This window comes from Chitinophaga sp. NPDC101104 (assembly GCF_050277495.1).
In the GTDB taxonomy this organism is placed as follows: Bacteria; Bacteroidota; Bacteroidia; order Chitinophagales; family Chitinophagaceae; genus Chitinophaga.
Map to the genome: position 1 here is coordinate 1,144,223 of NZ_JBNNSF010000001.1, position 23,566 is coordinate 1,167,788.

General features: G+C 56.1%; 17 protein-coding genes. 12 read left to right on the plus strand and 5 right to left on the minus strand.

Features of this window, described 5'->3' with window-relative positions; genetic code table 11:
* The first annotated feature begins 64 nt into the window (after window positions 1-64).
* Both ACQKLP_RS04805 and ACQKLP_RS04810 read left to right on the plus strand, forming a co-directional pair.
* Window positions 65-895, plus strand: a complete 831-nt coding sequence (locus ACQKLP_RS04805) for an energy transducer TonB (protein ID WP_427320564.1) — start codon at window positions 65-67, stop codon at window positions 893-895.
* Window positions 896-1,002: 107 nt separating this feature from the next.
* Window positions 1,003-2,154 (plus strand): TPR end-of-group domain-containing protein, encoded by a 1,152-nt coding sequence (locus tag ACQKLP_RS04810; RefSeq protein ID WP_427320566.1) that lies wholly within the window; start codon window positions 1,003-1,005, stop codon window positions 2,152-2,154.
* Here the strand turns inward: ACQKLP_RS04810 and ACQKLP_RS04815 are convergent.
* The gene (locus ACQKLP_RS04815) at window positions 2,120-2,770 is read right to left on the minus strand and encodes a DUF2306 domain-containing protein (RefSeq protein ID WP_427320568.1); all 651 of its coding nucleotides are present in this window, start codon (window positions 2,768-2,770) and stop codon (window positions 2,120-2,122) included. The two genes, ACQKLP_RS04810 and ACQKLP_RS04815, sit on opposite strands and share 35 nt — an antisense overlap.
* The gene (locus ACQKLP_RS04820) at window positions 2,767-3,486 is read right to left on the minus strand and encodes a hypothetical protein (RefSeq protein ID WP_427320570.1); all 720 of its coding nucleotides are present in this window, start codon (window positions 3,484-3,486) and stop codon (window positions 2,767-2,769) included. The genes ACQKLP_RS04815 and ACQKLP_RS04820 overlap by 4 nt, the downstream gene beginning before the upstream one ends.
* A 38-nt stretch (window positions 3,487-3,524) precedes the next feature.
* On the opposite strand from ACQKLP_RS04820, the gene ACQKLP_RS04825 reads away from it, so the two are divergent.
* The 4 genes from ACQKLP_RS04825 (at window position 3,525) to ACQKLP_RS04840 (ending at window position 9,756) form a co-directional block, all read left to right on the plus strand.
* A complete protein-coding gene (locus ACQKLP_RS04825; RefSeq protein ID WP_427320572.1) occupies window positions 3,525-4,667 on the plus strand; it encodes a glycoside hydrolase family 18 protein in 1,143 nt (380 codons plus the stop codon).
* Window positions 4,668-4,689: 22 nt separating this feature from the next.
* The gene (locus ACQKLP_RS04830) at window positions 4,690-7,212 is read left to right on the plus strand and encodes a family 20 glycosylhydrolase (protein WP_427320574.1); all 2,523 of its coding nucleotides are present in this window, start codon (window positions 4,690-4,692) and stop codon (window positions 7,210-7,212) included.
* Window positions 7,213-7,403: 191 nt separating this feature from the next.
* Window positions 7,404-9,233, plus strand: a complete 1,830-nt coding sequence (locus ACQKLP_RS04835) for a hypothetical protein (RefSeq protein WP_427320576.1) — start codon at window positions 7,404-7,406, stop codon at window positions 9,231-9,233.
* A gap of 103 nt (window positions 9,234-9,336) precedes the next feature.
* Complete coding sequence (locus ACQKLP_RS04840; RefSeq protein WP_427320578.1) at window positions 9,337-9,756, plus strand: CBU_0592 family membrane protein; 420 nt, start codon at window positions 9,337-9,339, stop codon at window positions 9,754-9,756.
* Here ACQKLP_RS04840 and ACQKLP_RS04845 read toward each other — a convergent pair.
* Window positions 9,740-10,324 (minus strand): TetR family transcriptional regulator, encoded by a 585-nt coding sequence (locus ACQKLP_RS04845; protein ID WP_427320580.1) that lies wholly within the window; start codon window positions 10,322-10,324, stop codon window positions 9,740-9,742. The genes ACQKLP_RS04840 and ACQKLP_RS04845 overlap by 17 nt on opposite strands.
* A gap of 623 nt (window positions 10,325-10,947) precedes the next feature.
* Between ACQKLP_RS04845 and ACQKLP_RS04850 the strand changes: the two genes are divergently transcribed.
* The 6 genes from ACQKLP_RS04850 to bglX all read left to right on the plus strand — a co-directional run bounded on the left by ACQKLP_RS04850 (window position 10,948) and on the right by bglX (window position 21,356).
* Window positions 10,948-14,229 carry a SusC/RagA family TonB-linked outer membrane protein gene (locus tag ACQKLP_RS04850; RefSeq protein ID WP_427320582.1) on the plus strand — a complete coding sequence of 1,094 codons (3,282 nt, stop codon included), beginning with the start codon at window positions 10,948-10,950 and terminating at the stop codon, window positions 14,227-14,229.
* A gap of 27 nt (window positions 14,230-14,256) precedes the next feature.
* Entirely contained in the window at window positions 14,257-16,050 is a 1,794-nt protein-coding gene (locus ACQKLP_RS04855) for a RagB/SusD family nutrient uptake outer membrane protein (RefSeq protein ID WP_427320584.1), read from the plus strand.
* Window positions 16,051-16,084: 34 nt separating this feature from the next.
* The gene (locus ACQKLP_RS04860; protein WP_427320586.1) at window positions 16,085-16,471 is read left to right on the plus strand and encodes a hypothetical protein; all 387 of its coding nucleotides are present in this window, start codon (window positions 16,085-16,087) and stop codon (window positions 16,469-16,471) included.
* A gap of 126 nt (window positions 16,472-16,597) precedes the next feature.
* Window positions 16,598-17,509 (plus strand): metallophosphoesterase family protein, encoded by a 912-nt coding sequence (locus ACQKLP_RS04865; RefSeq protein WP_427320588.1) that lies wholly within the window; start codon window positions 16,598-16,600, stop codon window positions 17,507-17,509.
* A 150-nt stretch (window positions 17,510-17,659) separates the two neighbouring features.
* A complete protein-coding gene (locus ACQKLP_RS04870; protein ID WP_427320590.1) occupies window positions 17,660-19,051 on the plus strand; it encodes a sialate O-acetylesterase in 1,392 nt (463 codons plus the stop codon).
* An 85-nt stretch (window positions 19,052-19,136) separates the two neighbouring features.
* The gene (bglX, locus tag ACQKLP_RS04875) at window positions 19,137-21,356 is read left to right on the plus strand and encodes a beta-glucosidase BglX (protein WP_427320592.1); all 2,220 of its coding nucleotides are present in this window, start codon (window positions 19,137-19,139) and stop codon (window positions 21,354-21,356) included.
* On the opposite strand, the gene ACQKLP_RS04880 is transcribed toward bglX, so the two are convergent.
* A complete protein-coding gene (locus tag ACQKLP_RS04880; protein WP_427320594.1) occupies window positions 21,357-22,421 on the minus strand; it encodes a response regulator in 1,065 nt (354 codons plus the stop codon).
* Window positions 22,418-23,551, minus strand: a complete 1,134-nt coding sequence (locus tag ACQKLP_RS04885) for a sensor histidine kinase (protein WP_427320596.1) — start codon at window positions 23,549-23,551, stop codon at window positions 22,418-22,420. Before ACQKLP_RS04885 ends, ACQKLP_RS04880 begins: the two co-directional genes overlap by 4 nt.
* Between the last annotated feature and the right edge of the window lie 15 nt (window positions 23,552-23,566).

The window sequence follows — 23,566 nt, forward strand, 5'->3', positions numbered from 1 at the left end:
CCGCATCGGGAAAAAGTTTATGGAAAAATGTAAGTCCCACATCTTCCTGTTAAACACAATCGCCATGAATACCTCCCAAATGCCTAAACCCGACTTCCTCGACATCCTCTTCAATTCCCGCAACAAAGATTACGGCGCCTACGATCTCCGCCGCAGGTACGACCGCCGCGTCCGCAACGCCGTGGCCAGTATGGCGGGATTGGTAATTGTTTCGGTAGGTTCCTACCTCTGGGCTACCCAATCGAAAGCAGGCGAGGTGGTACTGAAACCTTACGTTCCTCCCATCGAACTCAAAACGGTGGAATTACCACCCGAAGAAAAATTCATTCCGCCGCCCCCGCGCACGGTGGAACCCCCTGCCGCCGTGGCTTCCGTGAGGCACGTGACCGTCAGGATCGTTGAAGACGATAAAGTAGATCCGGCAGATGAAGTGAAAAAGATGGACGAATTGACGAAAGAAGTAGCAATCGGCACCAAAGACATGGCCGGGAAACCCGGTGATTTTGAGAACCCTTTCGATGGCGAAGGCGGTACGCCTGGTGTGGTGGAAGCGCCCAAAGTGAAAGAGCTGGATGCTCCGCTGACCTTCGTGGAAGTGATGCCGGAATTCCCCGGAGGAGAAAAGGCGATGTACGATTTCCTGAACAACCATACCCGCTATCCCGCCATGGCATCGGAAAACGGAATCGAAGGAACGGTTTACCTGAAGTTCGTAGTGGGCACTGATGGTACCATTTCCAACGTGGAAGTCTCCGGGCGCAAGCTGGGCGCAGGGCTTGAAGAAGAAGCGATCCGTGTCATTAAGAAAATGCCGAAATGGAAAGCCGGCCGCCAGAACGGACGCAACGTACCCGTATGGTTCAATATGCCGTTCCGCTTCCATCTCAACCAGTAATCCATTTTCGTTAACCCGGTCCCCCCGGGCAGCGGCCCCCGCCGCTGCCCGGGGGGAACCCTTTTTCTGCGGAATAACCGTATATTTGGGCCGCAAATTCATCCCCTATGCGTTACATCCCGCTTATCGCCATGTTCTTCGCCGCCACCGCCTGCAATGAGGGCGGAGGTAAATCCACCTACAACGCCGGCGCATACACGCTAACCGAACAATATCACCTGGATGCCGACAGCGTATTTCGCTTCGCGGCCCGGAAAGACCTTCCGGAAGCGGAAGCCGACCGCCTTTTCCGCCAGGCCATCGACAAGTACCGCAATAAAAAAGACCCCGCCGGCGCCTTACCGCTCTTCCGCCAATCCATCCTCAAAGCCCCCCGCGCAGCGGCTTTCTTCGAATACGGCAACGCACTGTCTGACCTGGGCAACGGGGATAAGTCGCTCCAGTCGGATATGAGTACCAAACAAGCCCTGCAGGCATATCACATTGCGGATCTGCTGGGATACAAGCCCCTGTCCAAACTGCTCTACAACACCGCCTGCATTTATGCGAAAATGGAACAGGAAGACAGCGCCTTCCACTACCTCGTATCGGCCATCGAATTCGGGTACACGAATACCGACCAGATCTACAAAGACCAGGATCTCGCCAAACTCCGCGCACACCGCTGGCGTTTCGATAACGAGATCACTACCGCCCTTTCCGGCGCCAGCGATCCCGACCGCCTACTCTGGAAACTGTTCTCCCGCGAGTTTCAGCCGCTCGAACTGCCCGTGGTATTCGATCTGAAATATGGGGAAGACAAAACCTTCGACGACGTCACCTACGATTTCGAGAAATTCATCCCCGAAATGCGCGATGGTAAATTCTCGCGCGACGTTGGCAGCGAATTCTACTACATCGGCAGTGTGCAGTCCACCCCGCTTTACACCGTAGTGACCTATGCCGTGAAAGACGTGATGATGGACGAAGCCGCTCCTTTATGCTATTACCTCGCCAGCTTCGACCCCAACGGCAAACTGCTCGATAAACTGATCGTAGGCGGCCACCGTATCCTCGACGAGCCTTTCCGTGTGGGAAAGATCACGGCGAACGGCGATGTGGAAGTGAAGAAATTTGCGGTGCGGTATGAGAAAGACCCCGCCACCAGCGGCTACGCGGAAAATAAAATGGAAGAAATGAACGAAGTGGGCGTGGAGTATTTCGCCATTTCGGCAGACGGCCACATCACGCCGAAATCCGCTCCGCTCGCCATGAAGTAAACACCCGCCTGCGGATGAGATACTCCGCCAGTATGAGGTTCAGCGTCCAGCTCAGCCACGCGATCCAGATGTAGGCCGCGCGGGGAGACAGGGAAATATCCAGCACATCGATCATATAAGCGTAAAACCGCAACGTGACCGCAGATAGCGTGAGCGCGTAGCTGCGCGTCATCATGTCCGCATGTTTTTTCCAGTCTTTTCTATAGATGGCGTACATCGCGGCGATGGTAAACCCGATCCACAAAACGGCCAAAATCATAAAACTGATCTTCGCCCAAACGCCCCCGTTCGCATAATACCCCATTACCAGTCCGCTGGGCCCGCTCAGCGCAATCACCGTTACCGCATACACGTACCCCGCCGCCCTGTGGACTTTCGGAAAACGTTGCAACAGCAAGCGGCTGAACTGGAACAGTCCTGCCACGAGCACCGCCGTGCTCACGAACACGTGTATATAGAAACTCCAGCGCCAATGATGTATCTTATACACCAGCTGCTTGGTAAAGAGGAAATCCACATACGGCTCGAAGGAAATGTAAGGCAAGCTCAGCAGCACCATGAGCCACGACGCGTACAGAATGGCCGCCACGGCCGCGATGCGGAGTATCAGCCTCATGGGAGCTGGTAGAATGTGAATCCTTCGCCGGTAAGACTGTCCGGATAACTGCCGCCGTCTGCATCTGCCGACATATACATCACGAACTGGCTGCCATTTTTACCGAAATGGGCGTTGTTTTTCCAGCTTACGTTGAAAGTATCCCTGTTCCGCGACCAGGTGCCGCGCACGATTTCCACCTGGCCGGTAGAAATACTGTCGGCCGGATAGTACTCCAGCTTGCATGAGCCGTCTTCAAGAAACTGGATATTGGCGTTTTCGTTAGCCATGTACACTTCTTGATGGTCGCTGTTGATCAGCTTGAGGGTGAACTTTTTGGCGGATGCGGAATCCTTGTTCAGGGGGCTCCAGGTGCCTTCCATGGTTTGCCGGTCTTTGGACAGGTGTATTTCGAACACGCCGTCGTACACATGGTCTCCCGGTTCTTCGAGCCGGATCTTCCAGCCGTTGGCGTCTTCCGACATCTGGCCGTGGAGGTTGCGGCGAAGGCCTTTATGGGTGTTGTATCCCGCGATGTTGTTGCCGCGGGCGAAGTTGATGCTGATATAAATGGGGCTTCCGCCGAAATCGCCGGTATAAATACCCGTGGGGCTAAAGCTCGGCGGAGGGGCGGAATCGGTTTTGACTACACCGGAATCGGAACCGGAAGTTGTGCCGCTACTGTTACAGGCGGCTGCCGCGATGCTCAAGGCGAGCAGGGAGCAGATGTATTTCAAAGGGTTGAATTTAGGTTGTAAATATACTATTTTTAAACATGCGTCTATTCTCCAAACCCATGCGCGCCGCCGCTGCGGCGCTCCTCCTCCTCACCGGCGCAGCCGCGGCACTGTCCGCCGCGCGCCCGTTCCGTCCCAAACCCGTCGTCATCGCTTATGTGGGCGGTTTCCGCGGACTGATCCCCGATCCGGCATCCATCGCCGTGGAAAAGCTTACACACATCAACTACGCGTTCGTGGACGTGCAGCGCGGCGAAGCCTGGCTTACCAATTTGGCAACGGACACGGTCAATTTCCGGCAACTCAACGCCCTCAAATCCCGCAATCCCGACCTGAAAATCCTCATCTCCATCGGCGGCTGGTCGTGGAGCGAGAATTTCTCCGACGCCGTGCTCACCGATGCCGGCCGGAAACTGTTCGCCCACACATCTGTGGATATTATCCGCAAATACGGGCTGGACGGGGTAGACATCGACTGGGAGTATCCCGGCGTTGCCGGGGAAGAGGGGAATGTGTTCCGGCCCGAAGACAAACAAAATTATACCCTGATGTTCCAGGCCATCCGCGCCTCGCTCGATTCCCTGGAAAAGGAGACCGGCGTCAAAAAACTGCTCACCACGGCGGTGGGCGGCGGTAAATATTTCGTGGAGCATACCGAAATGGCCGAAGCAGCGAAATACCTCGATTTCGTGAACATCATGTCTTACGATTACAAAACCAATCCCAACGGCATCGCCGGCCACCATACCAACCTGTTCGGGACTACGGATAACCCGGAGGAATCGTCGGCCCACCGGTCTGTCGGGCTTTTCCTCGACGCGGGCGTTCCGGCGGAAAAGATCGTTATGGGCATCGCTTTTTACGGCCGCGGATGGAAAGTGGGGAGCGATACCGCCCGCGGACTGAACCGCCAGGCTACCGGCGGGTACCGGGGCGGCGGGTATACATTCATCAAAGACAGCCTGCCCGCCAAAGGATTCGAGCGGCATTGGGATAAACGGGCTAAAGCGCCTTATCTTTGGCACCCCGGGCAGCAGGTGTTCATTTCGTTCGACGACGAACGTTCGGTGAAGGAGAAATGCCGCTACGTGAAAAAGCACGACCTCGCGGGCGTGATGTTCTGGGAATATTCCAGCGATCCGAAAGGGTATTTGCTGGACGCGATCAACAAAGCTTTTTAAACGCCAAGACTATCTCAACTATATGCGATACAGACTTACATTTTTATTCCTTGTGTTATCCTGCGCCGCCATGGCGCAGTTCCCGGCAAAGGGCTTGCAGCTCCGCTGGGAAGTGGTGGAAAACGGCTACCAGGGGAAGGCGCAGACCTTGTCGACATTCACGCTGGTGAACCGTACCAAACAGGCGTTCCCGGCCGGCGGGTGGACGATCTATTTCAACTTCATCCGTTTCGTGACGCCCGGCGAAGTTGCGCCGGGGATCGTTGCGGGGCATGTGAACGGGGACCTGTTCCGGTTTACACCTTCGGCGGGATTCGGGGGACTGAAGCCCGGGGATTCGGTGAAGCTGAACATCGTTTCCTCCGCCTGGGTGACGCATTTTACCGATGCGCCGACGGGCCCGTACATCGTGTGGGATTCCGATCCCGCGAAAGGGCAATCCATCGCCGACTTCGCCGTGGTCCCTTCTTCCAGCGATAAACAATTGCGCCGTACGGCAGGCGAAACGAAAGTGCGGACTTCCCCGGAAGATGTGTACCGCCGCAACGAGGCGCTCCGATTGCTGCCCGCTTCCGAGCTGCCGAAGATTTTGCCTACGCCCGCATCCATTGTGGAATCCGGGGCAACCGTTGTGCTCGATCCGAAAGAGGGCATCATGTACGAACCGGAGTTCCGCGCCGAGGCCGACTACCTGGCGCTGCTGATGGGCAACGTTTTCGGGAAACCGGTGCTCACGGCACAGGGCACCACCGGGAAGGCGGCGGTCCGCCTCATGAAAGACGCATCCATCAAAGGGAAAGAAGCCTATCGCCTCGAAACCGATCAGCAGGGCGTGCGCATCTTCGCCGGAACGAACACCGGGATTTTTTACGGGATACAATCCCTCCGCCAGTTGTTGCCGCTGACCGCCAAAGGAACGGCCACGCTGCCGGCGGTACTCGTGAAAGACGAGCCCCGCTTCGCTTTCCGCTCTTTCAGCCTCGACGTGGCACGCAACTTCCACTCCAAAGCCCAGGTGCTGCGGATGCTGGACGTGATGTCGGTATATAAAGTGAACACACTGCACCTGCACATGAGCGACGACGAAGGATGGCGCGTGGAAATCGCCGGACTGCCGGAACTGACGCAGGTGGGCGGCCGCCGTGGCCATACGCTCGACGAGATGGAATGCATCCAGCCGTCGTACGGCTCCGGCCCCGATGTGAACAACGCCACCGGTACCGGCTGGTATAGCCGCGCGGATTACATCGAGATCCTCCGTTACGCGAACGCCCGTCATATCAAAGTGGTCCCGGAAATCGAAATGCCCGGCCACGGGCGCGCCGCCATCAAGGCCATGGACGCCCGTTCGGCGAAGCTCGCCAAGGCCGGCGATCCCAACGCCAACGAATACCGCCTCAGCGATCCGGAAGATAAAAGCCAATACCGCTCCGTGCAGGAGTGGAAGGATAATGTGATGAATCCCGCCCTTCCTTCCACCTACAAATTCATCGAAAAAGTAACGGCCGAACTGGCAGCGATGCATCGCGAAGCCGGCGTTCCTCTTGATATTATCCACATGGGCGGCGACGAAACGCCCGGCGGCGTGTGGGAAAAATCCCCCGCCTGCCAAAAACTGCTGGCCGAAAGCGCGGAACTGGACCATGTAGACGATCTCTGGATTTATTTCTACGATAAGGTGGCCCAGATCGTGAATAAACAAGGAATGCAGCTGTACGGCTGGGAAGAAGCCGGGATGCGCCGTACGAAGCGCGACGGGCAGGGCGTCATGATCGTGAACCCCGTGTTCGGCAACCGTAACTTCCAGGTGGATGTCTGGAATAACGTCATGGGCGGCGGGATGGAAGACCTGAGCTACCGGCTGGCCAACGGCGGATATAAAGTGGTACTTTCCGGCGTGGCGAATTATTATTTCGACATGGCCTATGCGCGCGATTACGACGAGCCCGGATTTTACTGGGGCGGATATGTCGACATCGATAAACCCTTCTACTTCATTCCCCTCGATTTATACAAAAACGCCAAGGAAGACGACGCCGGCAATCCGCTGCCCGCTTCCACGTTTGTCGGGAAAGACCGGTTGACGGAATACGGTGCGTCGAACATCGTGGGCATCCAGTCCGCGCTGTGGAGCGAAACGGTGAAATCCCCCCAGCGGTTGGAATACATGGTGCTGCCCAAGCTCCTCGGCATGGCGGAACGCGCCTGGGCGCCCGACCCTTCCTGGACGCAGGATCTGGGCCAATACAACGAAGCGTGGAATAAATTCGCCAATGTGGTGGGGCAACGCGAAATCCCGCGCCTCGCCACGCTCAACGGCGGTTACAACTACCGTATTCCCACGCCCGGCGTGAAAAACGACAATGGAAAAGTTTTAACCAACGTACAACTTCCCGGACTGATCGTTCGTTATACTACCGACGGAAAGGAGCCTTCCGCTAAAAGTCCCGCGTGGAGCGGCCCGATAGATGCGAAAGGGACCCTCCGGTTCCGGGTGTTCGATCAAACCGGAAGAGGCGGCAGGACCGTGACGGTACAATATTGATATTCAATCATTAAACTTTCCATAAGGAAGGGTACTGAACGGATCGGTGCCCTTCCTTTTTTTTGCACCGCCATGCATATTGGTTAAAAATTTGTATTGTTGTTACAGATCAATTGCAATTATTGAAGCGGTTGGGTAAAATACACCTGTTAGCTATCCTTAGCTGTTACCTGTTCATATGCTGTTGTCCGGTGAACGCCAACGCGCAATCGGATACGATCCCGGCCGCACACAAGAAACGCTGGTTCACGAAGTTCAACAACTACGTGGATTCATTGAAAAGCCGGCGTTTCCGGGATTCCGTACTGAAAGACATTTCCCGGCACAACGATCCTCCCCCGATCGAGGACGACGGCCGGATGACCAGGTCTGAGCAGGGATTTTTGCCGCATTCCGGCAGAACGGTCCGCCGTGTCCATTTCCGAAAGGTAAAAGTGTTCGGTCCGCGGAGCATCAACGATACCGCTTTCACCACCAGCATGAAGCTCATCCATCTCGCCAACAAACTGCATTTCGATTCGCAGGAATGGGCGATCCGGCAAATGCTCTTTTTCCGGCCCGGTGATACCGTGAACGCCTATGCGTTCGCCGACAACGAACGGTATCTCCGTAACCGCCCCTTCCTCCAGGACGCCCGCATCATCACACTCGAAACCGCCAGCCAGGACACGGTGGACGTGCTCGTGATCACTAAAGACGTGTTCGAATATGGCTTCGACCTGCGTGAGCTGGCGCCCAGCGGCGTGGGGGCCAAAATTTCCAACGACAATCTTTTCGGCGCCGCGCAGGGCGTGCAGTTCGGGTTCCGGTGGAAAAGCAGTTACTCCCGGCCATGGGGCACCGAAGCCCGCTACACGAAATATAACCTGCTCGGCAGTTTTATCGACGTTTCCGTCGGGTATACCCATCTCAACACCAATTCACAACTCGATACCGGCGTTTACGAAGGGTCGTACTACATCCGCCTGGAACGGCCGCTGTACCGGACTTCCGCCAAAATCACGGGCGGTATTTCGTTGGCGAAGAATTACAGCATCCGCGTGTGGGGCGAGCCCGATTCCCTTTGGCGGAATTATTCCTATAAACTGGTCGACGTCTGGTCGGGCTGGAACTTCCGGAACCGGTTCGGGTCCGACGGGCATTTCGACGATAAGCCCAACGTGGCATTGCTTTTCCGGTATTCGAACGTGGCGTTCGACGAGAAGCCGGCGCAGGAAAAGTACGACCAAGACCCGCTCTACAACGACCGCCATTATTACCTTGGCCAGATCGCCGTGTTCAAGCAGGACTTCTTCAAAAGCCAGCGGTTCTTCGGGTTCGGGCGAACGGAGGATATTCCCTACGGTTATTCCGCAGCGCTGTCGGTAGGCCGGGAGAACTGGATGGACAGGAGGCGGCTGTACACGGCCATCGAGGGTCAGAAATACTGGCCTACGCTGCATAACGGGCTGCTGAGCGTGAACCTGGGCGTGGGGGGCTTCTGGCAGGGCAGTACCTCGGAAGACCTGGTGATCCATTCCAACGTAAGTTATTTCAGCCGGTTGATGCAGCTCGGGAAGAAGTGGTATTTCCGCGAATTCGTGTATCTCGATTATCTCGGCACGCCCAATAATTTCTTTTATCGCCCGCTGAGCCTGAACCGTGATTTCGGTACGGGATTCTGGGGATGGCGGCGCTCGAAGATGAACGGTTACCACCGGTTGTTGCTGCGCTCGGAAAGTATTTTGTACAGCCCCTGGAAAGTGTATGGGTTCAAATTCAATTTCGTGGGAACGGTGGAAGCGGGACAGGTGTCGTGGAAGAACAATTATTTGTTGAAGAACCCCGTGTACCCGGGTTTCGGGCTGGCGGTGCGGATCAAGAACGAAAACCTGTCGCTCAATACGCTGCAGATGAGCGCGGCGTACTATCCCAGGAAAACGCCCGGTGTGAACAACCTCTTTTTCGAAATAACGACCATCGTCGATTTCCGGTTCGATATTTACGGCCTGAAGGCGCCCGCCTTTTTGAGGTTTCAATAGGATAACACGCAGCGGTAGAAATTTTTTGTATGTTAGTGCGAACAAATACGCTGCCGCCCGTCGCGGCCCGGAAATCATTTCATACACCCTTACAAAACCATCCATGGGAAAATTCGTAATGTTGAGCCTGGCCCTGCTTATCTTGTGCGGAGCCTTTCAGATCGGCGGCCGCGGCCGTCAGCAGGCGCTGGCGGCGGTTACTGCGGGGCATGGCCAGCAGGCAGCGGCGCGGAGCGAGGAAAGCGTGAAGGAAGGGGGGATTTCATGGATGGACATTCCGGGATGGGCGGGTACGTTTTTTTACGTATTGGGTTATGTGCTGCTAACGATGGGCAAGATCAAATCCGACCAGAAAATATACCATTGGCTGAACGCGCTCGGTGCGTTGGGCCTTATCGCCAATGCGCTCTACCTGAGCGATTACCCCAGTTTCGTCGTCAATTTCATATGGCTGGTGATAGCCCTGGGCGCCATTGTGTGGCTCCTATTGCGCAGGCGGCGCGAGGTCAGGAAAGCACGTTGAGCGCGTGTTTTTTGTATACGGCCAGCCTCCGGTCGTATTCCGCCTTATCGTCTACCAGCGACAGGTAATAATAGGCGCCGTCTACCAATACGAAAATGATATCGGCCGCGGCCACGGGGTCTTTTACGGCGAGTGATTTCGATTCGTTGCAGGCTTCGATCATTTCGGCGAGGCGCTGGCGGAGGGAATCGAGCAGGTGCTTGTAGCGCTGCCGAATAGTTTTGTTGCGGAACGCGAGGGAATAGAGGGAGTAGGAAGTGCCGTCATCGAACAGGGAATTCCATTTCTTGGAAAAGATGTTATCCAGCACTTTATCGAGCGCATCGCGGGGATCTTCGGCGTCTTTGACGTCGAAGATAAGGAGCCAGCGGTCGAGGATGAATTCCACGAGGCCGTAGACGAGGTGCTCGCGCGAGCGGAAGTAGTGCATGATGAGGCTCGGATTGATCTGGATACTTTCCGCTATTTTTTGAATGGATGCGTTTTCCAGCCCGTCTTTCTTGACAATCTTATAGAACGCCTTGATGATCTCTTTCTGCCGGGGCTCTTTTAAACTCTTTCTTCCCATTTGTTCGCAAAAACTGGTGATTAGGTTGGATGTAAATCTAGCGGTTAGCCGGGATATTACCGACTAATTCCCCCAAAATCCCTGAAGATTTAACGTTTCTGTACAAGCTTCCGCCATGAAGGAAAATAAATTAATTGAATGGTCATTCAATATATTTTTTTATTTCGATTTCAATTTTATATTTGTAGGGACGATGTGTATGTTACGTAACCGTTATCAATCAGAATGGATATTTTATTGAATGAACATTCAATCTATATTTGTCCCCCGGGAAATTATTAGACAGGAACGAAAAGCCCGCCGGCACTACAGCGGGTTGTGACGATAAGCATTACGATAGAATAATTAGGTCAACTTTTTAAAAACAAGCCAGACGGCAGTTTTCCGCCACGTTTTGCTGCAGCATGCGGCGAGGGGAACTGTTGCCGGAATGTACCGCCTGCCGGGCCGCATCTGTGGCCGGAATGGGGAAGGTATGCCGGGAAATGAAAACACTACCGCTCAACTGATCAATAGCTTTACATGCACCACGATACAAGTGGCCGAAGCGGGCGTGCGAACGCGCGATCTGCCCAGGCCATGCCTTGCCATCACGTTATCTCCTTTACTGTAAAACACTTATTATGAAACAGACAGTGCGCCGTTTACGCGCCTCGGCCAAACATTGCGGCAGCCTCCTCCTGCTGTGGTGCCTCGCCATCGCCTGGGCCGCCTCCGCCCAGGGCCAAAACAGGAAAGCCGCGCTAAAAGGCGTTGTGCAGGACGATAAAGGCGCCTCCATCCCCGGCGCCACCATCGTCATCTCCGCCGATAAACCGGCCTTCAAAGCAGGTGCCGTCACAAATGCAGACGGCTCTTTCTCCTTCGCCAACATCGAGCCCGGCGGGAACTACACCCTGCGGATCACGTCTATCGGCTTCGACCCCGTGACACAGGCCCTTTCCCTCAAAGCCGGCGATAATACGCTGGCCGCCATCACCCTGCAACCTTCCAGCTCCAGCATGAACGAAGTAGTTGTGGTGGGCTATGGTACGCAAAAGAAAATCGACGTTACCGGCGCGGTAGACCAGATCAGCGGCGCCAAACTCGCCGAACGCCCCATCGCCAACGTTTTCCAGGGATTGCAGGGCGCCTCCCCGGGCCTCAACATCACCTATAGCGGCGGCCGCCCCGGCGCACTGCCCAATCTCAACATCCGCGGGATGGGCACGATCAGCTCCAGCGGCAGCGCACCGCTCATCCTCATCGACGGGATCGCGTCTACCAACGACGACCTGCTGCGCCTCACCCCGTCCGACATCGAGTCCATCACCACCCTCCGCGACGGTAGCTCCGCCGCTATCTATGGCGCCCGCGCCGCTTTCGGCGTGCTGCTCATCAACACCAAAAAAGGGAAAGAAGGCAAACAGACGATCTCCTATAATAACTATTTCGCCAAATCGCGCCGCACCCTCACGCCAGACCCCATCACCGACCCGTTCATTTTCATGAAAGTGATGCAGCTGTCGGCCGACAATACGCCCTGGCACTACGCCACCTTCGCTTCCTGGCAATACGACTGGGGGAAACAGCGTTCGGAAGACCCCTCCGTTCCCGCAGTCAAAACCGACCCCAACGATCCCTCCAAATGGGCGTACATGGGAAACACCGACTGGAACGATTACTTCTTCGCGAAAGCGAACTTCTCGCAATATCATAACCTGTCGATCAGCGGCTCCTCCTCCGGGAAAACCCCTGTCAACTACCTGCTTTCCGCAGATTATACCAAGGAAAACGGGCTGAACAAACTCGCGAAAGACGACTGGAACCGCTACGGCATGCGCGCCAACATCGGCATCAAACCGCTGAAATGGCTGTCTGTAGAGAATAATTTCAACATTTACCAACTCGTGCAGGACCAGCCTACGTACAACATCCTCGACGTCTATTACACGCAGCCCATCAACGTAGACAAGAACCCCGACGGCACCTGGGCCAACACCACGGCGGGCGTACTGGCGGCGCAGCTGAAAGACGGCGGGCGGAACAACCAGACGCGCTTCGGGTTCCAGAACCTCGTGCGCGGCATCGCCACCGCCCTCAACGGCGACCTCACCATCACGGGCTCGGCGAGCATCAAGCGGGAGCTTTGGAAATACCATACCGAAAGGCTGCCCGTGCGGATCGGCTACGGGCCCGGCGACGTGCGCGAGATCAACGGCCCGGGTTCCGTGACGGAAACGAACGGTACGGTAAATCAGAATATCTACGACCTTTTCGCCAACTACCATAAAAAGCTGGGCGAGCACGAATTCAACGTTACGCTGGGATACAACCAGGAATATTACCAATGGGCGCCGGTCTCGGCCAGCCGCGGCAGCCTTATTTCCGCTTCCCTGCCGCATATCAGCCTGGCTACGGGAGATATGACCGTAGACAATAATGGCTATTACGACTACGCGATCCGGAGTTATTTCGGCCGTGTGGATTATACGTTCAAAGGGAAATATATCCTGAAGTATACGCAGCGTGCAGATGGATCTTCGCGCTTCCCGCCGAGCGACCGCTGGTCGTCGTACCCCTCCTTTTCCGGCGCATGGATCGTGAGCCGCGAGAACTTCTGGAAAGCGATGGAGCCGGTGTTGCCCACATTCAAGCTGAGAGCGGCGTACAGTACGCTCGGCAACCAGTCCGTCGATTATTATGGTTACATCCAGACCCTTCGGACGTCGCAGAGCGGCTATCTCGTAAACGGCAATTTCCCGCTGGTGATTTCAGGTGCGCCCCGGTTGAACGTGGACCCCACGAATTATACCTGGGAAAACGTATCCGGCCCCAACTTCGGTGCAGACCTGGGTTTCCTGAAAAACCGCCTCACCGTCAACTTCGATTATTACATCCGCAACACCAAAGGCATGCTGGCGCCGGAAACCGTGCTGCCCGGCGTGCTCGGTACTTCCGCGCCGCAGCAGAACGCGGCCGATATGCAGACGAAAGGCTGGGAGCTGGCGATGGGATATGAAAACACCGTCAACCTCGGCAGGAAGCCCTTTAATTTCGCCGTGCGCGGCCGGGTGTGGGACGGCCGCAGTACCATCACGAAGTATAAAAATCCCCAGGGCTTCTTCTCCGGTTATCGCGAAGGACAGGAGATCGGCGAGATCTGGGGCCTCACCAGCGACGGACTGTTTAAAGACCAGGGCGAGATCGACAAGCTGGACCAATCCGCCATCATCCCCTGGAATTCCCTGAAAATCGTACCGGGATGGCCGAAATATCTCGACCGCGATGGCAACGGGAAGATCGAGACCGGCAACAGCAAAACCGATCCGAAAGACCTCAGCGTGATCGGGAACACCAGTCCCCGTTACCAGTACGGTTTCAACATCGATCTCGGATGGAACAACATCGATTTCTCCGTATTCTTCCAGGGCATCGGCAAGATGGATTACTATCCGCAGAACTATCTTTTCTGGGGCCCGTACCAGCAGCCTTACGCCAATATCTATTCCTGGAACCTGGACTTCTACCGTGGCGCCGCGGCAACCGATGCTGAGCGCGCTACTTACCCCAAAGCCTACATCGACGCCGGCCTGGCAGACGCCAACCTGAACCCGCGCTATCCTGCGTTGCAGGCCTGGCTGGCAGACCAGCGCACCGGCCAGGGGCTCGCCATTCCGCAGACCAATTACCTGCAGAGCGCCGCGTACCTCCGCCTGAAAAACCTCACCATCGGTTATAGCCTTCCGCAATCGGTGATCGGCAGAACAGGGCTTTCCCGCGCAAGGATCTTCTTCACCGGCGAAAACCTGTACGAATTTTCATCCATCAAACAATACATCGATCCGGAAGCGATCACTTCGGGCAACGGCTGGAACTATCCCTTCCAAAGGAAATATTCCATGGGTATCAACGTAACGCTTTAATCCATTCCAATCCGAAAAAATCTTCCAATGAAAAAAATCATCCTCGCCATACTCGCCGCAGGAGCCGTTGCAGGGAGTGCCTGCAAGAAGGGCTTCCTCGACCGTTATCCTACCACGGAGATTTCGCCGCAACTGTTCTTCAAATCGGAAAGCGATCTGAGCATGTACGTCTACGGTTTGCTGAACCATCCCGGCGCAGGTATCTATTCCGCCGAACAGTCGACCGACAACTGCGCCACTACCGGCGGCCAGACCATCATCACCATGATGACCGGCAGCCCCAATTCCAGGAACATGCCCAACGCATGGGGATGGAGCCGGCTGCGCAGCATCAACTACTTCCTGGAAAATTACCAGCAGGCCAGGGTGGCCGAAGAGGTGAAGGCCCACTACGCCGGGATCGCCCGTTATTACCGGGCCATGTTTTACATGGATAAGATCCGCACTTTCTCCGACGTGCCCTGGTACGGCCGTACCCTCAACCCGACAGACACCGCGTTGCTGTACGCCGCCCGCACACCGCGCGCGCAGGTGGTGGACAGTGTGATCGCCGACCTGGTGTTTGCCGCTGCAAATGTGAAGGAAAGCGTTCCCGATGGTACCCCCGGGCGCTGGTCCGTGAAAGCCGCTTACGCACGCATCGCACTGTACGAAGGCACTTTCAGGAAATATCATCCCGAACTGAACCTCGCCGCCACCGCCAACAGGTTCCTGGACTCCGCCCGGAAACAGGCGCAGGACATCATCAGCTCCGGGAAATTCAAGCTGGCCAACAGTTACACCGAGCTCTTCAACAGTGCCGACCTTTCGGGCAACAAGGAAGTGATCCTGAACTGCCCGTACGATGTCACCAAAAGAGGCGGTTCCAGCTCCAACAACAACGGTTACATGTTCGGGGATTACGAGCAATCGCCTTCCCGCGACCTGATTCAGACCTACCTCATGAAAGACGGTTCCCGGTATACGGACAAGCCCGGCTACGAACAGTTCCAGTTCGTGCAGGAATTTACCGACCGCGATCCGCGCCTGTCGATGACCATCGTGCCTCCGGGATTCGTGAAACGGCCGGCTACACTGCCTTACGTGCAACAGTTCGCCAATAATTTCACCGGCTACCATCAGCTGAAAGGCTATTTCAACTTCAGCACCGATGCGCAGATTACAGGCAGTACAGACGTGCCCTCCATCCGCTATGCGGAAATCCTGCTGACCTATGCCGAAGCCGTTGCCGAAATGGGGACCGCTACGCAAACGGACATCGACAACACGATCGGGCTGCTCCGCTCCCGCGTAGGCATGCCGCCGCTGAATATGGCCGCCGCCAACGCCGCGCCGGATGCGCTGCTTGCCGCGAAATACCCCGGGGTACAGGGCGCCAATAAAGGCCTGATCCTGGAAATACGCAGGGAAAGAAGGGTGGAAATGGCGATGGAAGGGCTGCGGTACGACGATGTGATGCGCTGGTATGCAGGTAAAAGCCTGGAAAAGCATGCCTTCGGTATGTACTTCCCCGGATTGGGACAATACGACCTTACCGGCGACGGCGTAGCCGATGTGCTCCTGGTGTCCAAATCCACCACCATTCCGCCGGATGCCCAGCGGATCAAAAACTCCCTCGGCGTTACGCTGATCTATAACAAAGTGGGCAATTACGGAGATGCCAGCGTGGATATCTATCTCGAAAACGGGGACGCCGGCGGCAGGATCCTGACCGGAAAATCCACCCGCACCTTCGTGGAGCCGAAGTACTACTATTATCCTGTGCCCTACGCGGAAACCAGCATGAACCCGAACCTGAAACAGCTGTTCGGATGGGACTGATTACTATCTAAAACACCATAAAAACCCTTTCATTATGATGATCAAAATCGCAGCGTTAGCCGCTATCATGGGCCTTTTCGGAATGAACGGCATGCAGCCCGGGACCACCAAGGCACCCGTAGCGAAAGCAATCGCCCTCGGCGGCGGTACCATCACCATGCTCGACGCGCCCGCCCCGCCGTCGCCCTACGTGAAATCCGTCCAGTTCAAGTACAACGGTTCTTTCGTGGGCGCCAAATTCAAAGTGGAAAGCGCAGACGGCTGCACTATCTACACCTATTCCGGGACCGCCGGAACGGTGCATGAGAACGTGCTCGGCGTGATGTTCAAAGGGGATTGCGGTACCACCCGCTATGTAGACGTTTATTACAACGATAACGGCACGTGGATCGATTACCGCCGTTTCGAAGTGAATCTGTAGAGATGGAATTGCACCCTGGCGGCGATGGTGGCTGACCGTCGCCGCCAATTTATTTAGAAATTGGTAACGTTTGCGATTTGTTTATTCGGACTAAACAAATGTATATTTGAAATTCAAACCCGGTATATGAACAGACAAGATTTTTTATCCAGCATCGGATTGCTGGCCGGCGGCTCCCTCACCGGGAACCTCCTTTCGGGCGACGGACAGGAACGTGAAATGGCGGCCAAAAAGGAAAAGCCCCTCTTCACCGTGGCCCACATCACCGACGTGCACATCCGCGAAGGCGACGATGCGCCCGCACGGTTCAAAAAAGTGCTCCGCAATATCATCGACCAGCATAAACCCGATTTCTTCCTCAATACCGGCGATTCCATCCACGATGCGTCTTACGACAATGTTGTGCGCGAACAGGTGACGAGCCAGTGGGCGCTGTGGGACGAATGTGTGAAAACCATCGGCAAATACGAAATGCATTCCTGCCTCGGTAATCACGACATGTGGTGGAAAGCGCCTTCGAAAGAAGACGAGATGTACGGGAAAGCATACGTGGTAAAGCGTTTGGGAACGCCGCACCGTTACTATACCGTCCAGAAAGGCAACTGGCATTTCTTTATGCTCGACGGCAACAACAAAGGCATTTCCCTCGACCCCGAACAGTTCGACTGGCTGAAAGCCAAGCTGGAGGCGCTGCCGAAAGGAGATTTTGCGGTGGTGATGTCTCACTATCCCATCCTCGGCACTACGCAGTTGCTCGAAGGCGGCGGCCATTCCGACTTCAAGCAGTTGAAAGACCTTTTCTTCAAAACCGACCGGGTGCGGCTGGCGCTCAGCGGGCATAACCATTTGTCGGACAATACGATGTACAACGGAATCACCTATGCCTGCAACGGCGCGATGAGTGGTTTCTGGTGGGGGAAAGGGGACGAGAAATCCGCGGGCCCGTACTTCTACCAGGAAACGCCGCCGGGCTACGCCATCCTGAAATTATACAAGGACGGAACGGTGGAAAGCAAATACATCCCGCACGAAGCGTAACACATTCCTTCTTCAGATAACTCAGTCCAGACCGGCCGCCATCTTTTGTGGCGGCCGGTTTTGTTTGTATCAGGGCATTCCGCCGGTCACACAAATAAGAAAATATCGATGCGTTTGTATATTTTAAAGGGATAAAACCCTTGCAAGACAATGCTTCGATATTTTATAATGACCGTGCTGGCCGGGTTCCACGTTGTTGCCAGCGCACAGGTCCGCCTGCCGGACGTGCTTTCCGACAACATGGTGTTGCAGCGCAATGACACGGCTACCCTCTGGGGATGGGCCTCACCGGGCGAGAAGATCATGGTCCGCACCGGGTGGAAATCGACGCCCGATTCCGCCGTGGCTACGGCCAACGCCGTCTGGAGCGTGAAGATCAAAACCCCGGAAGCCGGCGGCCCCTACACCATCACATTGCGCGGCAGCAACACGGTAGAACTGAAGAACATCCTCATCGGCGAAGTCTGGCTGTGCAGCGGCCAATCCAACATGGAATGGAGCGGCAACCACGGCTTGCCTGACATAAAGGCGGAACTGCCCGTTTGCGCAGACGATCAGCTGCGCTTCTTCCAGGTGCGCAAAACCACTTCAGATCATCCGCAGGATTATGTCCCCGGCCGGTGGACTTCCTGCGATTCCAATACCCTCAAGCCTTTCAGCGCGGTCGGTTATTTCTTCGGAAAGGAGCTGCGCAAAAAACTCGGCGTTCCCGTGGCCCTCATCAACGCCAGTTGGGGCGGCACCCCCGCCGAAGTCTGGACCCCGGCCGAACTGGTGACCGGTGTGCCTGAACTGGCGGCCGCCGCGGCAAAGCTGAACGCCAATCCCTGGTGGCCGGTAGTTGCCGGTAAAACGTTCAACGCCATGATCGCTCCGCTCACCAATTTCCGCATCGCCGGCGCCATCTGGTACCAGGGCGAAAGCAACGCGGGCACCGCATCCACCTACAAACCGCTCATGGAAACCCTCATCGGCGCGTGGCGCAAGGCCTGGGGGATCGATTTTCCATTCTATTACGTACAGATCGCGCCGTTCAAGCACGGGCCCGGCACGCTGCGGGGATCATTGCTGCGGGAAGCGCAAACCCAAACGCTGTCGTACCCCAAAACCGCCATGGCCGTTATCACGGATCTGGTGGCAGATACCAACAATATCCATCCCATTAACAAGCACGACGTAGGCCTTCGGCTGGCGAACCTGGCGCTGGGAGACCATTACGGTCAGAAAGTGACTGCCTTCAAAAGCCCGCTTTACGATCATATGGAAACGAAAAACAACCAGATCGTCATCCATTTCAAGCATGCAGACAATGGGCTGGTGCTGAAAGGCGCGGCGAAGGAATGGTACATCGCCGGGGCCGACAGGAAATTCGTGCCGGCAGACGTAAAGATCAAGGGGAATACCGTAGTCGTGTCTGGTAAAGGGATCGCACAGCCCGAAGCGGTCCGTTTCTCGTTCAATAATGCCGCGATCGGCAACATCTTCAGTAAAGAAGGCCTGCCGGTCGGCCCGTTCCGGACAGACAACTGGCCCGAACAATAATCAGCCGTATGGCGGCGGCGCCTGTGCCGCACTGAACAAAGCAGGGACCGCGGCGTTGATTTAGCATATCAACGCCGCTTTTTTTATGAAACCCATCCTCGCCCTTTTCCTGTTGATCGCCAGCGCCGCCCAGGCGCAGCAGCAACGCTTCCTCACCGCGCTCCTGCAGCGCATGACGCTGGAAGAAAAGATTGGACAGCTCAACCTCCTCACGAGCGATATGGACGTGACCGGCCCGTTCATGAAGGAAAACTACAAGCAAGACATCCTCAGCGGCGCATGTGGCGCCATTTTCAACGCATACACGCCGCAGTATACCCGCATGCTGCAGGACATGGCGATGAAGACCCGCCTCAAAATCCCGCTGCTGTTCGGTTACGACGTTATCCACGGTCATAAGACCATCTTTCCCATTCCCCTTGGCGAAGCCTGCACCTGGGATATGGAACTGATGGAAAAAACGGCGCGCATCGCCGCCGAAGAAGCGAGCGCAGACGGCCTCCACTGGACGTACTCGCCCATGGTTGATATTGCCCGGGACCCCCGCTGGGGGCGCGTGGCGGAAGGCGTGGGAGAAGACACCTGGTTCGGCGAGCAGGTGGCGAAAGCGAAAGTGCGCGGGTACCAGGGCGCAGATCTTTCCGCCCCCAACACCATCCTGGCCTGCGTAAAGCATTTTGCGCTGTACGGCGCTATCGAAGCGGGAAGGGATTATAACACGGTGGATATGAGCCGGCGGCAGATGTACCAGTTTTACCTACCGCCGTACAAAGCCGCCGTGCAGGCGGGCGCCGCAACGGTGATGACTTCCTTCAACGAGGTGGACGGCATCCCCGCCACCGGCAACCATTGGCTGCTCACCGATCTGCTGCGGAAGGAATGGGGCTTCAAAGGGTTCGTGGTTACGGATTACACGTCTATCAACGAAATGGTCCCGCACGGCATCGTGAAAAACGAGTACGAAGCCGGGGAGCTGGCCCTCAAAGCCGGTGTGGACATGGATATGCAGGGAAGCGTCTATGCCACGCAGCTCAAAAAACTCGTCGAAGCCGGGAAAGTCCCGGTCAAACTGATCGACGATGCCGTCATGCGCATCCTCGAAGCGAAATACAAGCTCGGACTTTTCCAGGACCCTTACCGCTACTGCGATACACAGCGCGCGGCAAGGGTGATCATGAACCCGGAATTTTTGCAGGCCGCGCGGGAAACGGCGCAGAAAAGTATCGTGTTACTGAAGAACGAAGGACAGTTGCTGCCGTTGAAACCCGATCAGAAAATAGCGCTCATCGGTCCACTGGGCGATGCGCAACGGGACATGATCGGAAACTGGTCGGCCGCGGGCGATTTTAAAAAGGCAGTGACGCTGCTGCAGGGGTTGAAAGCGGCGGGCGTAAACGTCTCCTACGCCCAGGGCGCCGACATTTCAGCGGATGCGCAATTGATGGCAAAATTGGGACTGCAGCCGGGCGATGCGGACAAGTTGCTGCAGGAAGCATTGGAAGCGGCGCGTGCGGCGGACGTGGTAGTGCTGGCGCTGGGAGAGTCGCAGGGGATGAGCGGGGAAGCCGCGAGCCGTTCGGATATCGGGATCCCCGATGCGCAGAAACGCCTGATGGAAGCCGTGTTGCAAACCGGGAAACCCGTAGTGCTGGCGCTCTTCAACGGCCGCCCCATGACGCTCGAATGGGAGAACGCCCACATTCCCGCCATCCTCGAAACCTGGTTCGGTGGCACGCAGGCCGGACACGCCATCGCGGATGTGCTCCTCGGGAAATTCAATCCTTCCGGCAAACTGACCATGACCTTTCCCCAGAACACCGGTCAGATCCCCATCTACTACAACCGTAAAAACACCGGCCGCCCGATGGATGCCAACAATAAATACACGTCAAAATACCTCGACGTACCCAACGGCCCGCTCTTTCCCTTCGGCTTCGGTCTCAGCTACACCACTTTCGAATACGGCCCCGTTTCCCTCAGCGCCAAATCCATGGCCATGAACGGAACGCTCAGCGCTACCGTCACTGTGTCCAACACCGGGAATTTCGACGGTCACGAAACCGTGCAGCTCTATCTGCGCGACGTCACCGCCAGCGTCAACCGCCCGTTGCAGGAACTGCGCGGGTTCAGGAAGATTTTTCTGCGGAAGGGGGAGCGGCGGGAAGTGCGTTTCGAAATATCCGTTAACGACCTCAAATTCTACGACCGCAATATGCAATACGTGGCCGAGCCCGGTGAGTTCCGGGTACAGATCGGCCCCAACAGCCGGGATGTGCAGGAGATGTCTTTCGAACTGAAACCCTGATCAGTACAGCAGTTTGCGCAGCAATTCGGGTTGAACGATACGGATGCGCGTGCCCTGCATTTCGATCAGTTTTTCCGATTTGAAATCGCTGAGCGTACGGATGAGCGATTCCGTTGCCGTGCCCACGAATCGCGCGATATCGTCGCGGGAAAGCTCGATGAGCGCGTCGGGCTGCTGTTCCAGATGGAGCTTGTCGTGAATGGCCAGCAAGCCGTTGGCCACGCGCTTGCGCAACGAATCGTAGGCGAGCTGCAGCAGCCGGTCTTCCTTTTCCTTTACTTCCTGCGCGATGCGCTTGATGAAGGTGCGCGCCACGCTGATATCGTTCAGCAACTGTTCGAGGAAAACTTCTTTCGGGATTTGCACAAGCTCCGTCTGATCGAGGGCTTCGGCGTTTTCATCGTAGACATGGTCTTCGAGCAGCGGCACATAACCGAAATAATCGCCCTGCCCGAACAGGTTGGTGATGTATTCTTTCCCGTCGTCGTTGAGGCGGAAGGCTTTCACTTTCCCGCTTTTCACATAGTAAAGGAACTGCGGGTGTTTGCCTTCGCGGTAAACGGGTTGTTTCTTGGCGTAGGGCACTACGTCGAAACTGTCCAGATCGAGCTGGAGGAGGCCGGAAGCCTGCCAGTCCTGGAGCATCGTGCCGATGGACTGTGTTCTGGCCGCGGCGAATTTTTCCTGGAGGAACTGTTGTTTTTTGAGGCGTGTTTCGATGGCCGTCAGCAGTTCCACATCTTCGAACGGTTTGGTGATGTAATCGTCTGCCCCCATTTCCATTCCTTTCCGCCAGTCGCTCCGGTCGGTTTTCGCGGTCACGAAGATGAACGGGATGTGCTCGGTTTCGGGGTATTTGCGGAGCATGTGCAAAACGCCGTAGCCATCGAGCTCGGGCATCATAATATCGCAGATGATGAGATCTGGCCGGTGATCGCGGGCCATTTCGACGGCCTGTTTGCCGTTTTCGGCTTCGAGGGCTTTGTACCCTGCGAGCGTGAGGATTTCGGCTACGTTTTCCCGAATGCCGGGGTGATCGTCTACTACCAGGATCGTCGCTATCATATTGAAGGAAGGTTTGGGAAATTGATGGAAATGGTGGTGCCCCTGTTCAGTTCGCTTTCCACGCCGATTTCGCCGTGGAGCATGTCTACATATCGTTTCACAATGTGCAGGCCGAGGCCGGTGCCCTGTATGTTGGTCACGTTGCGGGCGCGGAAGAAGCTGCTGAACAGATAGGCTTTGTCTTCTTCGGGAATCCCCATGCCCTGGTCTGCCACTTCGGCGAGAATACGCCCGTTCTCTTCGCGTAGCTTCCATCCGATGGCGGTGCCGGCCGGCGAGAACTTGATGGCATTGGTGAGGAGGTTCACGAAAATATGTTTGAGTAATCGCTTGTCGGATATCACTTCCAGGTTGGCCTGCACGTCTGGTTGCAGCATCTGCCCGGGTTTGAGGAGGCCCTGCACTTCGTCGGCCGTTTCCTGCGCAAAGGCGGACAGGGAAATTTTTTCGGGATGGACGTGCACTTTCCCTTCTTCGATGCGGCCCAGGGAGAGGGTGTCTTCCAGCAATTCGTTGAGGTGGATGACGGACTCGCGGATCTTGCCCACGTGTTTTTCCCGGCGGGGCTGGTCGTCCGTATTGGGATACTTGGCGATCAGCGCGGCGGAGGAAAGGATGGCGCTGAGCGGGGTGCGGAATTCGTGCGAGGCCATAGACACGAACCGGGATTTGATCTCGTTAAGTTCCTTTTCCTTCTCCAGCGCTTCTTTCAGTTCCGCCTGCGAAGAGGCGAGATGGGAAAGGGCGAGCTCGAGGTTGGCGGTCCTTTTTTCCACTTCCTTTTCGAGCGCCTGGTTCAGTTCCTGCATGGTGCGGTACAGCCGTTTCAGGAAGAGCACGAGCAGCGTGGAGCTGATGACGAGGATGAGGGAAAAGAAGTGCTCGATGAACACTTCCGCCAGGTTGGGATTCTTGTGCGGCAGGCAGGCGATCACCACTACCAGCACCGTGCACGCGATGCCCATGAACCGGGTGGGCGCATCTCTCTTGATGAAGATAGTGAGGAGGATCGCCGTGATGAGCCCCCCGTCGAAGAAGTTGTAGTCTGGCCGCCATACCAGCAGGCACGCGGTCACCAGCATGATGAAGATGGAGATGACGAGCGTTTGCCGTTGGCCGAAGTGGAACATATTCTGCATTTCGTT